17 protein-coding genes and 1 pseudogene are annotated in these 19,192 nt (G+C 60.1%); 6 read left to right on the top strand and 12 right to left on the bottom strand.

Annotated elements, in window-relative coordinates; all coding sequences use genetic code 11:
* Positions 1-9 precede the first annotated feature (9 nt).
* Positions 10-2,124: a 3-hydroxyacyl-CoA dehydrogenase NAD-binding domain-containing protein gene (locus B5M06_RS11465; protein ID WP_054066891.1), complete on the bottom strand. Its 2,115-nt coding sequence runs from the start codon at positions 2,122-2,124 to the stop codon at positions 10-12.
* Positions 2,125-2,505: 381 nt separating this feature from the next.
* On the opposite strand from B5M06_RS11465, the gene B5M06_RS11460 reads away from it, so the two are divergent.
* Positions 2,506-3,627 (top strand): high-affinity branched-chain amino acid ABC transporter substrate-binding protein, encoded by a 1,122-nt coding sequence (locus tag B5M06_RS11460; protein WP_054066890.1) that lies wholly within the window; start codon positions 2,506-2,508, stop codon positions 3,625-3,627.
* Between the two features lie 78 nt (positions 3,628-3,705).
* Here B5M06_RS11460 and B5M06_RS11455 read toward each other — a convergent pair.
* From B5M06_RS11455 to B5M06_RS11425, 7 genes and pseudogenes are all read right to left on the bottom strand, one after another.
* Positions 3,706-4,263, bottom strand: a pseudogene (locus tag B5M06_RS11455) (c-type cytochrome); the annotation flags it as partial.
* Positions 4,264-4,270: 7 nt separating this feature from the next.
* Positions 4,271-4,966 (bottom strand): ABC transporter ATP-binding protein, encoded by a 696-nt coding sequence (locus B5M06_RS11450; RefSeq protein ID WP_054066889.1) that lies wholly within the window; start codon positions 4,964-4,966, stop codon positions 4,271-4,273.
* Positions 4,967-4,978: 12 nt separating this feature from the next.
* Complete coding sequence (locus B5M06_RS11445; RefSeq protein ID WP_054066888.1) at positions 4,979-5,761, bottom strand: ABC transporter ATP-binding protein; 783 nt, start codon at positions 5,759-5,761, stop codon at positions 4,979-4,981.
* On the bottom strand, positions 5,758-7,125 hold the full coding sequence (locus B5M06_RS11440; protein WP_054066887.1) for a branched-chain amino acid ABC transporter permease: 1,368 nt from the start codon (positions 7,123-7,125) through the stop codon (positions 5,758-5,760). Before B5M06_RS11440 ends, B5M06_RS11445 begins: the two co-directional genes overlap by 4 nt.
* Positions 7,126-7,129: 4 nt before the next feature.
* Positions 7,130-8,083, bottom strand: coding sequence for a branched-chain amino acid ABC transporter permease (locus B5M06_RS11435; RefSeq protein ID WP_054066949.1), 954 nt, complete (start codon positions 8,081-8,083; stop codon positions 7,130-7,132).
* Positions 8,084-8,210: 127 nt separating this feature from the next.
* Entirely contained in the window at positions 8,211-9,446 is a 1,236-nt protein-coding gene (locus B5M06_RS11430) for a branched-chain amino acid ABC transporter substrate-binding protein (RefSeq protein WP_054066886.1), read from the bottom strand.
* Between the two features lie 252 nt (positions 9,447-9,698).
* The gene (locus B5M06_RS11425) at positions 9,699-11,336 is read right to left on the bottom strand and encodes a 3-(methylthio)propionyl-CoA ligase (protein ID WP_054066885.1); all 1,638 of its coding nucleotides are present in this window, start codon (positions 11,334-11,336) and stop codon (positions 9,699-9,701) included.
* A gap of 190 nt (positions 11,337-11,526) precedes the next feature.
* On the opposite strand from B5M06_RS11425, the gene B5M06_RS11420 reads away from it, so the two are divergent.
* From B5M06_RS11420 to B5M06_RS11400, 5 genes are all read left to right on the top strand, one after another.
* Positions 11,527-13,026 carry a protein adenylyltransferase SelO gene (locus tag B5M06_RS11420; protein ID WP_054066884.1) on the top strand — a complete coding sequence of 500 codons (1,500 nt, stop codon included), beginning with the start codon at positions 11,527-11,529 and terminating at the stop codon, positions 13,024-13,026.
* Complete coding sequence (msrB, locus tag B5M06_RS11415) at positions 13,023-13,448, top strand: peptide-methionine (R)-S-oxide reductase MsrB (protein ID WP_054066883.1); 426 nt, start codon at positions 13,023-13,025, stop codon at positions 13,446-13,448. Before B5M06_RS11420 ends, msrB begins: the two co-directional genes overlap by 4 nt.
* 131 nt (positions 13,449-13,579) lie before the next feature.
* Positions 13,580-14,140 carry a septation protein A gene (locus B5M06_RS11410; protein WP_054066948.1) on the top strand — a complete coding sequence of 187 codons (561 nt, stop codon included), beginning with the start codon at positions 13,580-13,582 and terminating at the stop codon, positions 14,138-14,140.
* The gene (locus tag B5M06_RS11405; RefSeq protein ID WP_054066882.1) at positions 14,133-14,399 is read left to right on the top strand and encodes a BolA family protein; all 267 of its coding nucleotides are present in this window, start codon (positions 14,133-14,135) and stop codon (positions 14,397-14,399) included. The genes B5M06_RS11410 and B5M06_RS11405 overlap by 8 nt, the downstream gene beginning before the upstream one ends.
* Positions 14,400-14,471: 72 nt before the next feature.
* Positions 14,472-15,260, top strand: a complete 789-nt coding sequence (locus B5M06_RS11400) for a peptidylprolyl isomerase (protein WP_054066881.1) — start codon at positions 14,472-14,474, stop codon at positions 15,258-15,260.
* Positions 15,261-15,330: 70 nt separating this feature from the next.
* Here the strand turns inward: B5M06_RS11400 and B5M06_RS11395 are convergent, their stop codons facing one another.
* From B5M06_RS11395 to B5M06_RS11375, 4 genes are all read right to left on the bottom strand, one after another.
* Positions 15,331-16,605, bottom strand: coding sequence for an acyl-CoA dehydrogenase family protein (locus B5M06_RS11395; protein ID WP_054066947.1), 1,275 nt, complete (start codon positions 16,603-16,605; stop codon positions 15,331-15,333).
* Positions 16,606-16,723: 118 nt separating this feature from the next.
* The gene (locus B5M06_RS11390; protein WP_054066880.1) at positions 16,724-17,815 is read right to left on the bottom strand and encodes a phosphotransferase; all 1,092 of its coding nucleotides are present in this window, start codon (positions 17,813-17,815) and stop codon (positions 16,724-16,726) included.
* Between the two features lie 6 nt (positions 17,816-17,821).
* Positions 17,822-18,541 (bottom strand): Crp/Fnr family transcriptional regulator, encoded by a 720-nt coding sequence (locus B5M06_RS11385; protein ID WP_054066879.1) that lies wholly within the window; start codon positions 18,539-18,541, stop codon positions 17,822-17,824.
* Between the two features lie 313 nt (positions 18,542-18,854).
* Positions 18,855-19,139 (bottom strand): hypothetical protein, encoded by a 285-nt coding sequence (locus B5M06_RS11375; RefSeq protein WP_162777433.1) that lies wholly within the window; start codon positions 19,137-19,139, stop codon positions 18,855-18,857.
* Between the last annotated feature and the right edge of the window lie 53 nt (positions 19,140-19,192).

Below are 19,192 nucleotides of genomic sequence, written 5' to 3'. Positions count from 1 at the left end.
CGGCGCACATCAGGCAAAGCGCTGGCCTTGCGCAGCCAGGCGCGCCAGCAGCGGTGCGGGCTGCCAGAACTGCGCATCGTCATGCGGGTTCTGCGCAAAACGCTCCATGGCACGCACCACATTGATCAGGCCCAGTTCGCTCGCATAGTGCATGGGGCCACCGCGATAGATGGGAAAGCCATAGCCCGTCAGATACACCATGTCGATGTCGCCGGACTTGCTGGCAATGCCTTCTTCCAGGATGTGCGCGCCCTCGTTGACCAGCGAGAACACCAGGCGCTGCACGATCTCTTCGTCGGAAATCTTGCGCGGTGTGATGCCCAGCGCCTTACGGTGCTGCTCGATCATGTCCAGCACTTCCTGGCTGGGGATGGCATCGCGCTTGCCCGCTTCGTAGTCGTACCAGCCCTTGCCGGTTTTCTGGCCGTAGCGGCCCATCTCGCACAGCAGGTCGGCGGTCTTGCTGTACTTCATATGGGGCTTTTCGACATAGCGGCGCTTGCGGATGGCCCAGCCAATGTCGTTGCCTGCCAGGTCACCCATGCGGAACGGACCCATGGCAAAGCCGAACTTCTCGATGGCCTTGTCCACCTGCTGCGGCGTAGCGCCCTCTTCAATCAGGAAACCGGCCTGGCGGCTGTACTGCTCGATCATGCGATTGCCAATAAAGCCATCGCACACGCCAGAGACCACCGCAGTCTTGCGAATCTTCTTGGCCAGCTGCATCACGGTGGCCAGCACATCCTTGGCTGTGGCCTTGCCGCGAATCACTTCCAGCAGCTTCATCACGTTGGCGGGGCTGAAGAAGTGCATGCCTACCACGTCCTGCGGGCGGCTGGTGAAGGCGGCAATCTTGTCTACATCCAGCGTGGAGGTGTTGGACGCCAGAATCGCACCGGGCTTGGCCACCGCATCAAGCTGCTTGAACACCGTTTCCTTGACACCCAGCTCCTCAAACACGGCTTCGATAATGAGGTCGCAGTCCTTGAGATCGTCATAGCTCAGTGTGGTGCTGAGCAAACCCATGCGCTGCTCGTACTTGTCCTGCTTGAGCTTGCCCTTTTTCACCTGCGCTTCGTAGTTCTTGCGGATGGTGGCCGTGCCACGGTCCAGCGCCTCCTGCTTCATCTCCAGAATGGTCACGGGGATGCCTGCATTGAGGAAGTTCATGCTGATGCCGCCGCCCATGGTGCCTGCACCAATCACGCCCACCTTCCGGATTTCGCGCACCGGGGTATCTGATGGCACGTCGGCAATCTTGGAAGCTGCGCGCTCGGCCATGAACAGGTGGCGCAGCGCACGGGACTCTGGCGTCCACATCAGATTGACGAACAGCTCGCGCTCGTAGTCCAGGCCATCCTGAAATTTGCGTTTGGTGGCTGCTTCCACCGCATCCACGCACTTGAGCGGTGCGGGGTAGTTCTTGGACATGGCCTTGACCATGTTGCGCACAAAGCCAAAGTAGGCATCGCCCTTGGGGTGGGCACATGGGAGGTTGCGCACCAGTGGCAAGGCTTCATGGCTGGCCGCATGGCGCTCGCCCACTTCCTGAGCGTAGGCCAGTGCTTCCGCAGCCAGGCTGTCTGCGCTGGCTGCCATTTTGTTGAACAGCTTCTGGCCGGGCACCATGGCCAGCATCTCGCTTTTGATGGCTTCGCCGCTGACGATCATGTTCAGCGCAGGCTCTACGCCCAGCGCACGTGGCAGGCGCTGCGTACCGCCTGCACCAGGCAACAGGCCCAGCTTGACTTCAGGCAGCGCCACATGCGTGCCCGGTGCTGCCATGCGGTAGTGGCAGCCCAGCGCCAGCTCCAGACCGCCGCCCATGCATACGCTGTGAATCGCCGCAATGACGGGCTTGCCCGAGCGCTCTACCTGCGCAATCACGGTGTGCAGATTGGGCTCCTGCAAGGCTGCTTCCTTGCCAAACTCCTTGATATCCGCGCCCCCCGAGAAGGCCTTGCCGGCCCCGGTGATCACAATGGCCTGCACCGCCGCATCGGCATTGGCACGGGTCAGCCCGTCAAGCACGGCCTGTCGGGTGGATAGCCCCAGGCCATTGACCGGGGGATTGTTGAGCGTAATTACGGCCACATTGCCGTGTACCTTGTATTCAGCCGTCATGGCTTGTCTCCTCGGTGTCGTAGCTGGCAAAAAAAGAACGTTCGTTCGCGGACCATTCTAGGAAGCGCCATGCTCCTAGACCATCAACGCAAGCCCTAGCTTTGTCCTCTAAGGGACAGTCCATGCTTGCGCCATATCAGCCCGTGGAAAGTTGCATGAGGACAGCGCAGAAATCCGATGAACGGTCAGGCCTGCGATGGGCGATGGCACCGTTCTTGCACCTCAGCGCACAACCGCCCTGTGTACCAGCAGGCATGCGGTCTGTGGCTGCAAAAAAACGCTAGTGCAAACCATGAACAGGCGTTTGGCTGCTGGCCCAACAATGTGCGATGCGCTGACTCACATTGGTGCAACACCTCATCAACACGGGAGGCTGACTCTATGCAACGTAAAACTTTCATTCGCCTGAGTACCTCATGGGCAGCAGCGGCCATGCTGGGCATGGCATCGCTGGGCGCCACGGCAGCAGAAACCGTACTCATCGGTGTGCCGATTCCAATGACCGGCCCCAACACCCAGTACGGCGATGAAGTCAAAGCTGGTTTTCTGACGGCCGTTGAGACCTTGAACGCCGCTGGCGGCAACATCCAGTACAAGGCCGAATTTATTGACGATGCCTGTGAGCCCAAGCAGGCCGTGCCTGCCGCCAACCGTGTGGTGACTTCCGGTGCCAAGTTCGCCGTGGCCCACGTGTGCTCGGGCGTGACCGTGCCAGCTTCCAAGATCTATGAGCAGGAAGGTATTGTGGCTATCACACCCGGGGCCACTTCGCCCCTGGTGACAGACACGCTCAACGGCCACCACTTCTTCCGCACCATTGGCCGTGATGACCAGCAAGGCCCGTTTGCCGCCAAGTTCATCGCCGAAAAAATCAAGCCCAAGGCCGTGGCCGTGCTGCATGACAAGCAGACCTATGGCTCCGGCGTGGCCTCGCACGTGAAAAACACGCTGGAGAGCCTGAACGTGCCCGTGGTGATGTATGACGGCATCAATGCCGGTGACAGCGACTACTCCGCCGTAATCACCAAGCTCAAGGCTAACAAGGTGGACTTTGTGTTCTTTGGCGGCTACTACCCTGAAATGGGTTTGCTGCTGCGCCAGGCCAAGGAACAAGGCCTCAAGACCCAGTTCATGGGCCCTGAAGGCACTTTCAACCAGGACCTGATCGACATCGCAGGCCCTGCCGTGGACGGCATGATGTTCACCTTCCCAGCCGACTTCAGTGAGCGCCCTGAAAACCAGGGCGTGGTCGAAGCCTTCAAGAAAGCCAACCGCTCTGCCAACGGCGCTTTCCAGATGCCCGCCTATGCCGCCGTGCAGGTGCTGGACACCGCCATCAAGGCGGTAGGCCCTGACCCCAAGAAGGTGGCCGACTACCTGCATGAAAACGCCTTCGACACCGTAATCGGCAAGGTGGCCTATGACAAGAAGGGCGACCTCAAGGACTTTGAGTTCGTCGTCTTCCAGCTGGACAAGGACGGCAAGCGCACGGCACTGAAGTAAGCATCAGCGCCAGATACAGCAAAGGCACCCTCAAGGTGCCTTTGTTATTTGCGTAAACGCGGTGATGTGCTCAGGACTTTAGAGCCCCTTTCCCAGCAGCTTGCCGTTGACTTCCACACCGTACAGCGAGTGTGGCGTGTTGTGGAAAACCTCACGCGTTTTCGCGACGTCCCCCGTAAAACGGGGGTCCTGCGGGCGCTCAAAGCTGTTGATGTAGGTTGCTACGTCCCATGCCTCCTGATCACTCAAGGCATTGTGCAGGCCATAAGGCATGTTGGACTTGATGAAATTGGCCGCTTTGTCAATTTCATGCATGCCCGCGCCCCAGTTGTACGAGTCGCTGCCCCACAGCGGAGGGGATACCATCACGCCCCCGCTTTTCTGGCCTTGGCCGTCAGCACCGTGGCACAGGGCACACTTGGCTTCATACACCTTCAAGCCTTCCTCAAAACTGGGTTTGCGCTCTGGCAGCCGCACTTTGACAAAGCCTGCACCCGGCAGCTTTTCACCCGTAGGCGCTTTCTGCGCCATCCAGTATGCATAGGCTTCCAGTGACACCAGAATGTCATGCCCATCGTCCGGTGCCTTGCCATTCATGGAGTACATGAAGCAGCCGCGCACACGCTCAGCAAACGTATGCGTGCTACACCTCCAGCCACTCCTTGCGAATGTGCTGGTTGGCCTTGAGGGATTCCGGTGTGCCATCAAACACAATGGCACCGTGCCCCATGACCAGTGCGCGGTCTGAGATGCGCAGCGCAATGGTGAGCTTTTGCTCGATCAGCAGCACAGAGACGCCGCGCTCCTTGATCTTCTGCAGGTACTCGCCCACCAGTTCCACGATCTTGGGCGCCAGCCCTTCAGTGGGTTCGTCGATGATGATGAGGTCTGGGTCACCCATCAGCGTGCGACACAGCGTCAGCATCTGCTGCTCGCCACCGGACATCACTCCGGCCTCGGTGTGCTGGCGCTCTTTCAGGCGCGGAAACATGGCGTACATGTCGTCAAAGCTCCAGCGGCTGCCCTTGCCCCGGCCTTTCTGGCCCAGCAGCAGGTTCTGGTGCACGGTCAGGTTGGGGAAAACGTCTCGACTTTCCGGCACATAGCCAATGCCAAGATGCGCGACTTCAAAGGCTTTCTTGCCGTGCAGGGCCTGGCCTTTCCACTGCAAGTCACCCTCCCAGTTCACCAGGCCCATGATGGCTTTGGCCGTGGTGGAGCGCCCGGAGCCATTGCGCCCCAGCAAGGCCACGATCTCGCCAGGCTGCACCTCAAAGTCCACGCCATGCAGCACATGGCTTTTGCCGTAGAAGGCATGCAGGTTATGAATGCTGAGCATGTATTCCTTCCTTCAATGCAGTGCGGCCTGCTCTTCTGCGACGACGGAGCCCAGATACGCCTCCTGCACGCGCTGGTTGGCGCGCACGTTCTCGGGCGTATCAAAGGCAATCACCTCGCCATAGACAACGACGGCAATCTTGTCGGCCAGCCCGAAGACCACGCCCATGTCATGCTCCACCGTCAGCAGCGTCTTGCCCTCGGTCACTTCACGGATGAGCTGGATAAAGTGCCCGGTTTCGCTGTTGCTCATGCCAGCCGTGGGCTCGTCCAGCAAGATCACATTGGCCCCGCCTGCAATGGTCACGCCAATCTCCAGTGCGCGCTGCTCGGCATAGGTCAGATTGCCCGCCAGCTCATCGGCCTTTTTGTGCAGGCCAATTTGCTGCATCAGCTGCCGTGCGCGGTCGTTCACCTCGGTCATGCGCGAGAGAAAGCGCAAAAAGGTGTAGCAGTAGCCCATGCTCCACAGCACCCCGCAGCGCAGGTTCTCAAACACGCTGAGCTTGGGGAAGATGTTGGTGATCTGAAAGCTGCGCGACAGGCCTGCACGGTTGATCTCATACGGCTGTTTGCCCTCAATGCGCTGCCCATGCAGCAGGATCTCTCCGCTGGTGGGCGCAAAACGGCCGCTGATCAGGTTGAACAGCGTGCTCTTGCCCGCACCGTTGGGGCCGATGATGGCCACGCGCTCCCCGGCCTCTACGGCCAGATTGGCGCCACGAATGATTTCCGTGCGGCCAAAGCTTTTGCGCACATCGCGCAGCTCCAGCGCATAGGTCTTGGTCTGGCTCATGCTGCGGCCTCCCCTCGTTCAATCTCACGTGCAATGGTTTCCTGAATCTGGTGCCACTGGCACAGATAGGCGCGGCGTGTCAGCTCAAACAGCCCCAGCCCGGTAAGGAACACCGCCACTGCCCCCAGCCAGCTCTCGGCACTGCGCACATGCAGCGTCATGCCCAAAAAACGCAGCTCGTCGCCCAGCGCACTGTTGAGCTGCAGGTGGTAGATCATCTCCACCATGGCGGCCACACCCAGTGTCATCACCAGCGCCGTGCCTGCCAGTGGCAGATAGGCCCAGACGATGCGCCCCAGCTTGCCGTACTTGGCCAGGCGCAGGTTCAGCATGATCAGGCTGGCAATACCGCCCGGCGCGTACATGACCATGAACAGGAAGATCAGCCCCAGGTACAGCATCCAGGCCTTGGTCAGCTCAGACAGAAACACCGTGGCAATCACCATCAGCACGCCGCCGATGATGGGGCCAAAGAAAAAGGTCGCTCCGCCCAGGAAGGTAAACAGCAGGTAGGAGCCCGAGCGCAGAATGCTGACGCTGTCCATGGCGGTGACGATTTCAAAGTTGATGGCCGCCAGACCACCGCCCACTCCGGCAAAAAAGCCGGCCACCACAAAGCCCATGTAGCGCACGCGCTGCGGGTTGTAGCCCACAAAGGCCACGCGCTCTGGGTTGTCACGCACGGCATTGAGCATGCGGCCCAGCGGGGTGCCGGTAAAGGCAAACATCAGCGCCGTGCAGACAAAGCAGTAGACCGCGATCAGGTAGTACACCTGTATGCCCGGGCCAAAGTCAAAGCCCAGGAAAGGCTGGCCGTACACCCGGTCCGTGGTGATGCCGCCTTCCCCCCCGAAAAAGCCTGGGAACATCAGCGCCATGGAGGCCACCAGCTCCCCCACGCCCAGCGTGATCATGGCAAACGTGGTGCCGGATTTCTTGGTGGTGACCCAGCCCAGCAGCGCGGCAAAGAACATGCCCGCCAGACCGCCGACAACAGGAATCAGCACCAGCGGAATGGGCAGCGCCCCCTCGGCCGCCCGGTTCATGGCGTGGATGGCGATGAAGGAACCCAGCCCTGTATAGACCGCGTGGCCAAAGCTGAGCATGCCGCCCTGCCCCAGCAGGATGTTGTAGGACAGGCAGATGATGATGGCATAGCCCATCTGACTGAGCATGGTCAGCGCCAGCGAACTGGTGAACACATGCGGCGCGGCAATCAGCATCAGCGCAAACAGGCTCCAGATAACGATGCGCCCCACATTCCAGGGCTTGAAGCGGTAGTACGCCGGTGCCCCGATGGCAGATGGCGGCGTGGCAATGGGCACGACCTCGTTGGGTACGACAGGAGACAAAATGGCAGACATGGTGTTATTCCTCCCGTGTTCCGAGCAGCCCCTTGGGGCGGAAGATCAGCATCAGCACCAGCAGCAGATACGGCAGGATGGGTGCCATCTGTGAAATCGTGAGGCTGAGCACCGGCCAGCCAAAGCTCTCTGGCGTGAGCTGCAGGCCCAGCGTGTTCAGCAGCGAAGCCCAGGAATAGTCCAGCGCCACGGCAAAGGTCTGCACGATGCCGATCAGCAGCGAGGCCAGAAATGCCCCGGCCAGTGAGCCCAGGCCGCCGACGACCACCACCACAAAGATGATGGAGCCCACGGACATGGCCATGGAGGGCTCCGTCACATAGGTATTGCCGCCAATGACTCCCGCCAGCCCGGCCAGTGCGCAGCCGCCACCAAACACCAGCATGAACACACGCGGCACGTTGTGGCCCAGCGCTTCCACCATCTCCGGCTTTTTGAGGGCGGCCTGAATCACCAGACCAATGCGGGTACGCGTAAGCAGCAGCCACACGGCCACCAGCATGAGCAGCGCCACCAGCATGATGAAAGAGCGCGACTTGGGGAACTGCGTGCCGTACAGCGTGAACAGCGGCCCCTGCAGCGAAGGTGGCAGGCCATAGGGCACGGCGCTGCGGCCCCACAGTAGCTGCACCAGCTCCAGAATCAGATAGGACAGACCAAATGTGACCAGCAGCTCTGGTACATGGCCGTATTTGTGCACCTTGCGCAGGCTGTAGCGCTCAAACAGCGCGCCCAGCACCCCGACCAGCAGCGGCGCAATCACCAGCGCAGGCCAGAAGCCAATCACGCCCGAGAGCATGTAGCCGAAATAGGCACCGAGCATGTAAAAGCTCGTATGTGCAAAGTTGAGCACGCCCATCATGCTGAAGATCAGCGTCAGGCCCGAGCTCAGCATGAACAGCAGCAGCCCATAGCTGATGCCGTTGAGCATGGATATCGCAAAAAACTCTGGATTCATCAGTTGCCACCCGCGTTGGGAGCTGCCGCTGGCACTGCAGGCCTGCGGCAGCTCGGCAAAGGGATGCAGCACCCACCCTGCGCCGGGCCTGTGCTGCATGCAAGAACACGCTGCCTGCGGCAGCGACTCAGGAAGGACGCTTCATCTGGCAGGTCGTGGGCGTGCTGGCCACCGAGGCGTCAAAGCTCTTGACGGGCACAAAGGTCATGCCGGTGTTTTCCATGTCCACGGGATTGTCGGCATTGGTCTTTTCCCAGCGGCTGATGAACAGCCCCTGCTGCAGCTGGTGGTCGTCCTTGCGCATTTCGACCTCGCCGTTGAAGCTGTTGAACTTCATGCCCTCCATGACCGCTGCCACCTTGACGGGGTCGGTGCTCTTGGCGCGCTGGAAGGCTTCGGTCAGCATGGCCAGGCCGTGGTAGACCGCGCCGGTGTACATGTCGTCATTGAACTTGGCCTTGAAGCCCTTGTTCACATCGCTGAAAGCACCGGGCAGGTTGGGGTAGGCATAGGCCACCTGATAGACCTTGCCTGCCGCGCCCTGCCCCATGGCCGTGGGCACGCCCGTGGTTGCGCCGTAGTAGGTGTAGAACTTGACATCATTCAGCCCCGCATCATTGGCGGCCTTGATCATCAGCGCCAGGTCAGACCCCCAGTTGCCCGTAATCACCGTATCCGCGCCGGACTGCTTGATCTTGGCGATGTAGGGCGAGAAGTCACGCACCTGGGCCAGCGGTGTCATGTCGTCGCCGACGATTTCGATGTCAGGGCGCTTTTGCTTGAGCATTTCCTTGGCGTACTTGCTCACCTGGTGGCCGTGCGCGTAGTTCTGGTTGAGCAGGTAGACCTTTTTCACATCCGGCATTTCCTGGATGTAGCTCGTCAGCGCCGCCATCTTCATGGAGGTGTCAGCATCCAGCCGGAAGTGCCAGTAGCTGCACTTGCTGTTGGTGAGGTCAGGGTCCACCGCCGCATAGTTCAGATACAGCACCTCCTTGCCCTTGTTGCGGGCGTTGTGCTTTTCCAGCGCGTCCATGATGGCCAGCGCAGGCCCAGAGCCATTGCCCTGCACCACATAGCGCACGCCCTGGTCCATGGCCGAGCGCAGGGCGCTGGTGGTCTCCTGCGGGCTGAGCTTGTTGTCGATGGGAATGATTTCAAACTTCACGCCAGCAGGGTTGTCCTTGCTGAATTCCTCGGCCAGGTACTGCCAGCTTTTCATCTGGTTAGTACCCAGCGCCGCCATCAGGCCAGAGAGCGGGTCCAGCCACGCGATCTTGACGGTCTCACCCTGCTGCGCCAGCGCTGCACCTGCGCTGCTGAACAAAATGGATGCGGCCAGGGTCTTCCACACATACTGCATGCTTGCCTCCTCAATCGAGAGATGGGGTTGGTTGGAACGTACCGAACACCCGACAAGCGTAGTCAGACCCGCGTAAAAAACGCATGGTGCTTTCACTCTTGGGACTAGTCCCCTTGGGAATAACGCTTATAAAAAAAGAGCACCTAGCGCTTGTCCCGCAAGGTTTTCAAAGCTCTATAAGCCTCAAACCCTGCAAAATCAAGCGCCAGGCGCTATGAAATATAAGCTGGCGCAAGCAGCGCCAGGAATGGATCAGACCGTGGGCAGCTGGTAATCCTTGAACTGCTCACGCAGCTTGGTCTTGAGCATCTTGCCCGTAGCGCCCAGCGGAATGGCGTCCACAAACACCACGTCATCCGGAATCTGCCACTTGGCAATTTTGCCTTCGTAGAAAGCCAGAATTGCTTCACGCGAGACTTGCACGCCCGGCTTGAGGGCCACGACCACAATCGGGCGCTCATCCCACTTGGGGTGGGGCATGCCAATGCAGGCGGCCATGGCAACGGCGGGGTGGCCCATGGCGATGTTTTCGATGTCAATGGAGCTGATCCATTCACCGCCTGACTTGATCACATCCTTGGTGCGGTCCGTGATCTGCATGAAGCCGTCTTCGTCAATGGTGGCCACATCCCCCGTGGGGAACCAGCCCTGGCCCTGCTCGTCCATGACCAGCGGGCTGTCGCCCTTGTAGTAGCGCTCCAGAATCCAGGGGCCGCGCACCAGCAGGTCGCCATAGGTCTTGCCGTCCCAGGGCTGCTCTAGGCCTTCGCTGTTCACAATCTTCATGTCCACACCAAAAATGGCACGGCCCTGCTTCTGACTGATGCGCTGCTGCTCCTCCTTGCTGCGCTTGAGGTGCTTGTTCTTCAAGGTGCACAGCGTGCCCAGCGGGCTCATTTCCGTCATGCCCCAGGCGTGCAGCACCTTCACGTCATAGCCCTGCTCGAAGGCATCAATCATGGCCGGTGGGCAGGCTGAGCCGCCAATCACCGTGCGGTTGAGCGTGCTGAACTTGCCGCCTACGCTCTGCACGTGGCCCAGCAGCATCTGCCACACGGTGGGCACACCAGCAGCAAAGGTCACGCCCTCGGCCTCGATCAGCTCGTACAGCGACTTGCCATCGAGCGCCGGCCCGGGGAACACCACCTTGGCACCAGTCAGCGCGGCCGAATACGGAATGCCCCAGGCATTGACGTGGAACATGGGCACGACGGGCAGCACCGCATCGCGTGCAGACAGGCACATCACATCTGGCAAGGCTGCACCATAGGCGTGCAGCACGGTGGAGCGGTGGCTGTACAGCGCCGCCTTGGGGTTGCCGGTCGTGCCGCTGGTGTAGCACATGCTGGAGGCCGTGTTTTCATCGAGCTGTGGCCAGCGGTAGTGCATGCTTTGCGCACCAATCCACTGTTCATAGCTCACCAGCCCGGGAATGCCGCTGTCCGCAGGCAGCTTGTCTGCATCGCACAGCGCCACCCACTGGCGCACCGTAGGGCACTTGGCATGCACGGCCTGCACCAGGGGCAAAAACGTCATGTCAAAGCACAGCACCTGGTCTTCGGCATGGTTGACAATCCAGGCCACCTGCTCGGGGTGCAGACGCGGGTTGATGGTGTGCAGCACCCGGCCCGAGCCGCTGACGCCAAAGTACATCTCCATGTGGCGGTAGCCGTTCCAGGCAATCGATGCCACACGGTCGCCATGCGCCACCTTGAGCCCATCCAGCGCATTGGCCAACTGCTTGGAGCGCTGCGCCAGCTCGGTATAGGTGTAGCGGTGGATATCGCCTTCCACACGGCGCGAGACGATTTCCGCATCCCTGTGGTGGCGCGCCGCGAACTCAATCAGACTCGAAATCAGCAGCTGCTGACTTTGCATCAAACCCTGCATGGTGTTGTCTCCTTTTGGTTTTGTACGGCTGGTTGCAACCTGCCTTGCAGGCATCCTACGTGCAGCTTTTGCACACCAGTTTGCGGATTTACGCGCATTCAGGTGTCGCCCAAGTGCCAGTTAAACGGCATTTGCACCACGGCTGTGCAGGCATTTCCTGCAATCGCAAGGGTTTCACGGCTTGGTGACAATGGCTGACATGCACTCTTCTTCCGGCCCCCTCGCCCTGCCGTGGCAAACCGGCTTTGCCCAGCTGGGCAGCGCTTTTCTGACCTACCTGCAGCCCACACCGCTGCCTGATCCGCAATGGGTGGCACGCAACAAGGCACTGGCCCAGCAGCTGCAACTGCCTGAAGGCCTGCTCGAGACTGACGCTGCCCTGCAGGCTTTCACCGGCAATACCCTGCTGCCCGGCAGCCAGCCCTATGCCAGCGTGTACAGCGGCCACCAGTTTGGCGTCTGGGCCGGGCAACTGGGCGATGGGCGCGCCATCTGCCTGGGCGAGACCGCCAGCGGCTGGGAACTGCAGCTCAAGGGCGCGGGTCGCACCCCCTACTCACGCGGCGGCGATGGCCGTGCCGTGCTGCGCTCCAGCATTCGCGAATACCTGTGCAGCGAGGCCATGCATGCCCTGGGCATTCCCACCACGCGGGCACTGTGCCTGACAGCCTCTGATGCTCCCGTCTACCGCGAGGAAGTAGAGACCGCTGCCGTGGTCACACGCGCTGCCCCCAGCTTTGTGCGCTTTGGCCACTTTGAGCACTTTGCCGCGCGTGACATGCAAACCGAGCTGCACCAGCTGGCCGACTATGTGATTGACCGCTACTACCCTTCCTGCCGCAATGGCTGGCAAAGCATTGACGGACACAGCGGCAATGCCTACGCCGCGCTGCTGCATGCCGTGGGCCAGCGCACGGCGCAGCTCATGGCGCACTGGCAGGCCGTGGGCTTTTGCCATGGCGTGATGAATACGGACAACATGAGCATTCTGGGCCTGACGATTGACTATGGACCCTTTCAGTTTCTGGATGCGTTTGACCCGCAACACATCTGCAACCACAGCGACCACCAGGGCCGCTACGCCTTCAGCAAGCAGCCGCAGGTGGCGTACTGGAACCTGTTCTGCCTGGGCCAGGCATTGCTGCCTCTGATTGGCGATGAAGACATCACCGTGCAGGCGCTGGAAGCCTATCGCCCCGCCTTCAGCCATGCGTTCCGCGCGCTCATGTGCGCCAAGCTGGGCTTGCCGCAGGCCGCGCAGACGCACGAGGAACAGGTCACACCCGTCATCGGCCAACTGCTGGAGCTGCTGGCCAGCAGCCGCGTGGACCACACCATCTTCTGGCGGCGCCTGTCCCTGAGCGCGCAGGATGGCAACTACGAACGCACCCGCGAGCTGTTTATTGGCACTTTCAACTTTGACCAGTGGCTGCTCTCGTATCAAGAGCTGTCAGCGCAGGCGGGACAAGCGCCAGACGCCAATTTGATGCTTAATACCAGCCCAGTGTATGTGCTGCGCAACCACATGGCAGAACAAGCCATTCGTGCGGCACGCGCTGGGGACTTCACGCTGGTGCAATCATTGCAGCAGGTGCTGGCCCAGCCCTTTGTCGAGCAGCCCGCCCACCGTGACTGGGCTGACTTTCCGCCCGAATGGGCTTCTTCTATTGCCATCAGTTGTTCGTCATGACATTTCCTATCCAGAAAACCGATGCCGAATGGCAGCAACATCTGCAGGCCAAGGGCGCAGAGCCCGTGGCCTACCAGGTCACACGCCATGCCGCCACCGAGCGCCCTTTCACCGGCAAATATGAACAGCACTGGGCCGACGGCAGCTACCACTGCATCTGCTGCGGTGCCAAGCTGTTTGATGCCGATACCAAGTTTGATGCAGGCTGCGGCTGGCCCAGCTTTTCACAGGCTGTGCCCGGTGCCATCAAGGAAATCACCGACTACAGCCACCACATGGTGCGCACCGAAACCGTGTGCAGCCAGTGCGGCGCGCACCTGGGCCATGTCTTCCCGGACGGCCCTGCCCCCACCGGACTGCGCTACTGCATGAACTCTGCATCGCTGGATTTTCAGGATCTCGCACCTGACGCACAGCCCTGAGTCTGCTGCGGCCACGCAGCGCGTGGCTTTGTCCAGCGCCATCAAGGTCTTTGCGGCCAGATACCTCGCCAGGCTATGGCATGCTTGGCGTCTTTCGCATGTCTGCGGGCAGCACACTGCCCCAATGTTTCATGAAACTGCTGATTGATTTCTTCCCCATTCTTCTGTTCTTCGTGGCTTTCAAGGTCTGGGGCATCTATGAAGCCACTGCCGTCGCCATCGTGGCCACCATCGTGCAAATTGCCTATCTGCGCTTCAAGCACGGCAAGGTGGAGCCCATGCAGTGGGTCAGCCTGATCGTCATCGTGCTGTTTGGTGGCGCGACGCTGCTGGCCCACGACGAGAACTTCATCAAATGGAAGCCCACGGTGCTGTACTGGCTTATGGGCGGCGCGCTGCTGGTGGGCCAGCTGATCTTCAGAAAGAACTTCATCAAAAGCCTGATGGGCGCACAGATGCAGCTGCCAGACCCGGTCTGGAACACCCTCAACTGGGCCTGGACGGCATTTTTTGCCGTCATGGGCGTGCTGAACATCTGGATTGCCTTCAACTTTGATACCGATACCTGGGTCAACTTCAAGATGTTCGGTGGTCTGGGGCTGATGCTGCTCTTTGTCATAGCGCAAGCCCTGTACCTGAGCCGCTACCTCAAGGATGTGGAACCCAGCAGCAAGGAGCAGGGCCATGAGTGAGCCCATCACCGCTGCTGCGATTGAAGCCGTGCTGCGCGAGCGGCTGGCACCCACCCAGCTGGAAGTCATTGACGAAAGCGCGGCCCATGCAGGCCATGCAGGCGCCAATGGCACAGGATTTGGCACCCACTTTCGTGTGCGCATTGCCTGCGATGCATTTGCTGGCAAGAGTCGCGTAGCGCGTCATCGCCTTGTGTATGATTGCCTTCAAGCTTTCATTGATCAGGGGCTGCACGCGCTGGCAATCGAAGTGCTGTAGACCTACGATGTCAAAGACTTGCCAACGGTCGTTGGCAAGCACCAACCTTCTCACCTTTTCTTGGATTTCCGCATGAAAAAACAGCTTTTGCCCAGCCTTGTGGCCGCCGTCGTGTTGGGCACTGTCGCCCTTTCGGCTTCTGCGCAAAACTTGGCTATTGTGAACGGCAAGCCCGTTCCCATGGAACGCTTCCACGCACTGAAGCAGCAAATCGAGAGCTCCGGCCGCACAGTCCCTGCCGAGATGGATCCTCAGATCAAGGACGAAATCATCGCGCGTGAAATCTTCATGCAGGAAGCAGCCAAGCGCGGTCTGGAAAATTCGCCCGAGTACAAGCTGCAGATGGAGCTGGCTCGCGAAACACTGCTGATCCGCGAACTGTTCTCTGACTTCCTCAAGAAGAACCCTGTCACTGACGGCGAAATCAAGGCCGAATACGACAAGTTCGTCGCCGCCAACTCCAGCAAGGAATACCGTGCACGCCACATCCTGGTGGACTCGGAAGACCGTGCCAAGGCCATCATTGCGGAAATCAAGTCCGGCTCCAAGAAGTTCGAAGACATCGCCAAGAAGGAGTCCAAGGACCCAGGTTCCGCCCAGAATGGTGGCGATCTGGACTGGGCCAGCCCATCCAACTACGTGCCTGAGTTCACCGAAGCCATGCTCAAGCTGAAGAAGGGTGAAGTCAGCGACACTCCCGCCAAGAGCCAGTTCGGCTGGCACGTGATTCGTGTCGATGACATCCGCGACGCAGAACTGCCTGCCCTGGAAGACATCAAGCCCCAGATCGCCTCCCAGCTGGAACAGCAAAAGATGGTGCAGTTCCAGGAAGACCTGCGCGCCAAGGCCAAGGTGGAATAAGCCTCTCCGCTACACCACCCATCAAAGAAGCGACCCTCGGGTCGCTTTCTTTTTTTAGGTTGTGGACTGCTTATGCGCCGCGCGTCACAGGCACCTGTGCATCACGCCCATATTCGCTGTACTTGCCCAGCTCCCACTTGGCAATGGCATTGCGGTGTACTTCATCCGGGCCGTCGGCAAAGCGCAGCGTACGCGCCGTGGTATAGGCATGGGCCAGCGGAAAGTCCTGGCTCATACCACCGCCACCGTGTACCTGCATGGCCCAGTCAATCACATCACAGGCCAGCTTGGGGGCCACCACCTTGATCATGGCAATCTCGGTGCGTGCCACCTTGTTGCCCACGGTGTCCATCATCCAGGCTGCCTTGAGCGTGAGCAGACGTGCCATGTCGATGCGGCAGCGTGCCTCGGCAATGCGCTCCTGCGTCACGGTCTGCTGCGCCACCGTCTTGCCAAAGGCTACGCGGCTGGAGGCACGCTTGCACATCAGCTCCAGCGCACGCTCGGCCTGACCGATCAGACGCATGCAGTGGTGGATACGCCCAGGCCCCAGGCGGCCCTGCGCAATTTCAAAGCCACGGCCTTCGCCCAGCAAAATATGGCTGGCAGGCACGCGCACGTTCTCGAAATACATTTCCATGTGGCCGTGCGGTGCATCGTCATAGCCCAGCACCTGCAGCGGGCGCACCACACGCACGCCGGGTGTGTCAGCCGGCACCAGCACCATGCTTTGCTGCGCATGCTTGGGGGCATCGGGATTGCTCTTGCCCATGACGATGTAGATGGCGCAGCGTGGGTCGCCCGCGCCAGAAATCCACCACTTGTGGCCATTGATCACGTACTCATCACCCTGGCGCTCAATACGGGTGCAGATATTGGTGGCGTCGCTCGATGCCACCTCAGGCTCGGTCATCGCAAAGGCGGAGCGGATCTCGCCATTGAGCAAAGGCTGGAGCCAACGGTCACGGTGCTCCTGCGTACCATAGCGGGCAATGGTTTCCATATTGCCCGTATCAGGTGCCGAGCAGTTAAAGACTTCTGAGGCCCAGCCTACACGGCCCATGATTTCAGCCAGCGGTGCGTATTCCTGATTCGTCAGGCCTGCACCCTGCACCCCGGCAATCTCGGCGGTGTCCTGCGGCAGAAACAGGTTCCACAAGCCCTGCTCCTTGGCCTTGTCCTTCAGGCCTTCAATCAGCTGCAGGGGCGTCCAGCGCTTGCCCGCCTCGGTATTGGCTTGCAACTCCTGCTGAAAGGCTTCCTCATTCGGGTAGATGTACGCATCCATGAAACGCAGCAAGCGTGCCTGCAGCTCCTTGGTCTTGGGGGAGTAGTCAAAATCCATGGTGTGCCTCCTGTAGTAATTAGGGCGAAACATGGGCGAGCGCTGCCCTTCGGCCATCGCCTGCCGTCTGATGCATGAAGGAAAAAAACCTGCAGGCCTGCTGTGTCTGCAGGAACACTCAAGCGCTGTGCTTTTGCGCGTAGGCCCAGGCCAGCTGTGCCATGGGCCGTGCTGTCTCACCAGCAGCCTTGGCCTGTGCACTGGATGCCGTACCAGCCTCTACGCGTTTGGCAATGCCCTGCAAGATGGCCGCAATGCGGAACATGTTGTAGGCCAGGTAAAAGTTCCAGTCTGCCTGCAGCTGCTCGGGCGTTGCCAGCCCGGTACGCTCGCAGTAGCTGCGCATGTAGTCCTGCTCACTGGGAATGCCCAGCGCGGCAATATCCAGCCCGCCAATACCACGCCCCAGGCTGGCGGGAATGTGCCAGGCCATGCAGTGGTAGCTGAAGTCCGCCAGCGGATGGCCCAGTGTGGACAGCTCCCAGTCCAGCACGGCCACCACACGGTCTTCCTCGGGTGCAAACATCAGGTTGTCCATGCGGTAGTCACCATGGACGATGGAGCGCTTGCGCTCATCCCTGGCGCTATCGGGCATGTGGGCAGGCAGCCAGTCCATGAGGAGGTCCATTTCCTCAATGGGCTGGGTGATCGAAGCCTGGTACTGCTTGCTCCAGCGGCCAATCTGGCGCTCAAAGTAATTGCCGCTCTTGCCGTAGTCACTCAGCCCATGCTGCTGGACATCTACGGTATGCAGCGCTGCAATCACGCGGTTCATCTCGTCATAGATGGCTGTGCGCTGCGGGTTCGCCATGCCCGGCAGGCCCTGATCCCACAGCACACGCCCCTGCTTGAACTCCATGATGTAGAAGGCCCGGCCGATGATGGATTCATCCTCGCACAGCGCATACATGTGGGGCACGGGCACATCGGTACCCGCCAGCGCACGCATCACGCGAAATTCGCGCTCAATCGCATGGGCCGAAGGCAGCAGCTTGGCTACCGGGCCGGGCTTGGCGCGCATCACATAGCTGCGCGCCGGTGTGACCAGTTTGTAGGTCGGGTTGGACTGGCCGCCTTTGAACATCTCTGCCTGCACGGGGCCTTCAAAGCCATCCACATGGGACTGCATCCAGGCACTCAGTGCGGCAAGATCAAAAGCGTGGGCTTCCGAGACAGGTCTGGTACCTACAAATTGGTCAAAGTTGCTCATAAGTCCTTAAAAGTCTGTTTCCACAATACGCAGCAGCGCATCGCGGTCACGTACCACCAGACCACCCGGTTCGATCCGGATGGCCCCCTCGCGCTCCATGCCCTTGAGCTCCTGGTTCACGCGCTGGCGTGAAGCCCCGAGCAGCTGGGCCAGCTCTTCCTGTGCCAGTTGCAGGCCGATGCGAATTTCTTCGCCATTGGCCAGGCTGGGAATGCCATAGCTGCGCGCCAGATGCAGCAGCTGCTTGGCCAGCCGCGCACGCAATGGCAAAGTATTCAGGTCCTCCACCAGCCCATAGAGCTGGCGAATGCGCCGCGCTGCCAGCCACAGCATGGCTTCGTAAAACTCCGTGTGCGTTGCCAGAATGCGTTTGAAATCCGCCTTGGCCACACACAGCAGCGTGGTGGCGCCGTGTGCGTACGCATCGTGCGTGCGCCTGTCTCCGTCGAAAATTGAGGTATCCCCAAACCAGATCCCCGGCTCCACATAGGTGAGTGTGATCTGCTTGCCCGTGATGGAGGTGGAGCTGACCCGCACCGCCCCCCTGGCACACGCAAACCACTCCTCCGGCACCTCGCCACGCGCGCAGATCAAAGCACCATCCTTGAACCGTTTGACGTAAGCGCATCGCAATATGTCGTGCCGCAATGAAGGGGAAAAGGATGAAAACCAGCGACCAGCATTGATCGCCTCTCTCTCTTCCATAGTAAGAATCGGGTCGTCCATAGCCTGTCTTGTCTGTGACTAAAAACCGCCCCATTGTCGCGTCAGAGACCGGCCCATTCATCAGTCATCCCGGCTGCAAGCCTCTGCGCTGTCAACCTTGCGACAGACTTCATGCCTGCAGCCGGATGCTTCACGGGTAAACCCTGAGGCATCGGATACCGCCGCCTGCATACCCCATGCAGCCAGCCACAAAAAAGCACATGGTGATTGCTCCACCATGTGCCACTGCATACGCTGCTGCGATGAGGCAGCTTCCAAATACATAGCTTCCAGCGCAGACTACATCTGCCCTGAAAGCCATTTTGATCAAAATTCAGGCTGCAGGCGGCTGCTCCTCGTCGGTCAGCTGTACGGGCAGACGCTGGCCATCACCTGCGACCAGACAGTTCATCTGCCCTTCACGCAACGGCACGCCCAGAAACTCCTCACCCCAGTCTTCGTCCAACTGAAAGTTCATGGATTCATTGATCAGTTTGCGACCTGTTCGCAGCGCCTGCAGATCCTGGGGCATCAGTTCAATGGCTTGGGGATAGGCGCCATCATGGGCCTTCCAGTACTCACGCAGCATCTGCGTCAAAGCGTCATAGAGATTTGGCATGGTGTGAAGTGTAGGCAGCTTGGCAAAGCTGCAGGGCATGAGATGGTGATGAT

It is taken from the genome of Comamonas kerstersii (assembly GCF_002056725.1).
In the GTDB taxonomy this organism is placed as follows: domain Bacteria; phylum Pseudomonadota; class Gammaproteobacteria; order Burkholderiales; family Burkholderiaceae_C; genus Comamonas; species Comamonas kerstersii.
The sequence above is the reverse complement of the archived record's forward strand: the minus strand, read 5'-3'. Positions and strand labels throughout refer to the sequence as shown.

Bases quoted from the DNA above. Each gene is read 5' to 3' on its own strand.
- B5M06_RS11465 (WP_054066891.1), bottom strand. From the start codon at position 2,124: ATGACGGCTGAATACAAGGTACACGGCAATGTGGCCGTAATTACGCTC.
- B5M06_RS11460 (WP_054066890.1), top strand. From the start codon at position 2,506: ATGCAACGTAAAACTTTCATTCGCCTGAGTACCTCATGGGCAGCAGCG.
- B5M06_RS11450 (WP_054066889.1), bottom strand. From the start codon at position 4,966: ATGCTCAGCATTCATAACCTGCATGCCTTCTACGGCAAAAGCCATGTG.
- B5M06_RS11445 (WP_054066888.1), bottom strand. From the start codon at position 5,761: ATGAGCCAGACCAAGACCTATGCGCTGGAGCTGCGCGATGTGCGCAAA.
- B5M06_RS11440 (WP_054066887.1), bottom strand. From the start codon at position 7,125: ATGTCTGCCATTTTGTCTCCTGTCGTACCCAACGAGGTCGTGCCCATT.
- B5M06_RS11435 (WP_054066949.1), bottom strand. From the start codon at position 8,083: ATGAATCCAGAGTTTTTTGCGATATCCATGCTCAACGGCATCAGCTAT.
- B5M06_RS11430 (WP_054066886.1), bottom strand. From the start codon at position 9,446: ATGCAGTATGTGTGGAAGACCCTGGCCGCATCCATTTTGTTCAGCAGC.
- B5M06_RS11425 (WP_054066885.1), bottom strand. From the start codon at position 11,336: ATGCAGGGTTTGATGCAAAGTCAGCAGCTGCTGATTTCGAGTCTGATT.
- B5M06_RS11420 (WP_054066884.1), top strand. From the start codon at position 11,527: ATGGCTGACATGCACTCTTCTTCCGGCCCCCTCGCCCTGCCGTGGCAA.
- msrB (WP_054066883.1), top strand. From the start codon at position 13,023: ATGACATTTCCTATCCAGAAAACCGATGCCGAATGGCAGCAACATCTG.
- B5M06_RS11410 (WP_054066948.1), top strand. From the start codon at position 13,580: ATGAAACTGCTGATTGATTTCTTCCCCATTCTTCTGTTCTTCGTGGCT.
- B5M06_RS11405 (WP_054066882.1), top strand. From the start codon at position 14,133: ATGAGTGAGCCCATCACCGCTGCTGCGATTGAAGCCGTGCTGCGCGAG.
- B5M06_RS11400 (WP_054066881.1), top strand. From the start codon at position 14,472: ATGAAAAAACAGCTTTTGCCCAGCCTTGTGGCCGCCGTCGTGTTGGGC.
- B5M06_RS11395 (WP_054066947.1), bottom strand. From the start codon at position 16,605: ATGGATTTTGACTACTCCCCCAAGACCAAGGAGCTGCAGGCACGCTTG.
- B5M06_RS11390 (WP_054066880.1), bottom strand. From the start codon at position 17,815: ATGAGCAACTTTGACCAATTTGTAGGTACCAGACCTGTCTCGGAAGCC.
- B5M06_RS11385 (WP_054066879.1), bottom strand. From the start codon at position 18,541: ATGGACGACCCGATTCTTACTATGGAAGAGAGAGAGGCGATCAATGCT.
- B5M06_RS11375 (WP_162777433.1), bottom strand. From the start codon at position 19,139: ATGCCAAATCTCTATGACGCTTTGACGCAGATGCTGCGTGAGTACTGG.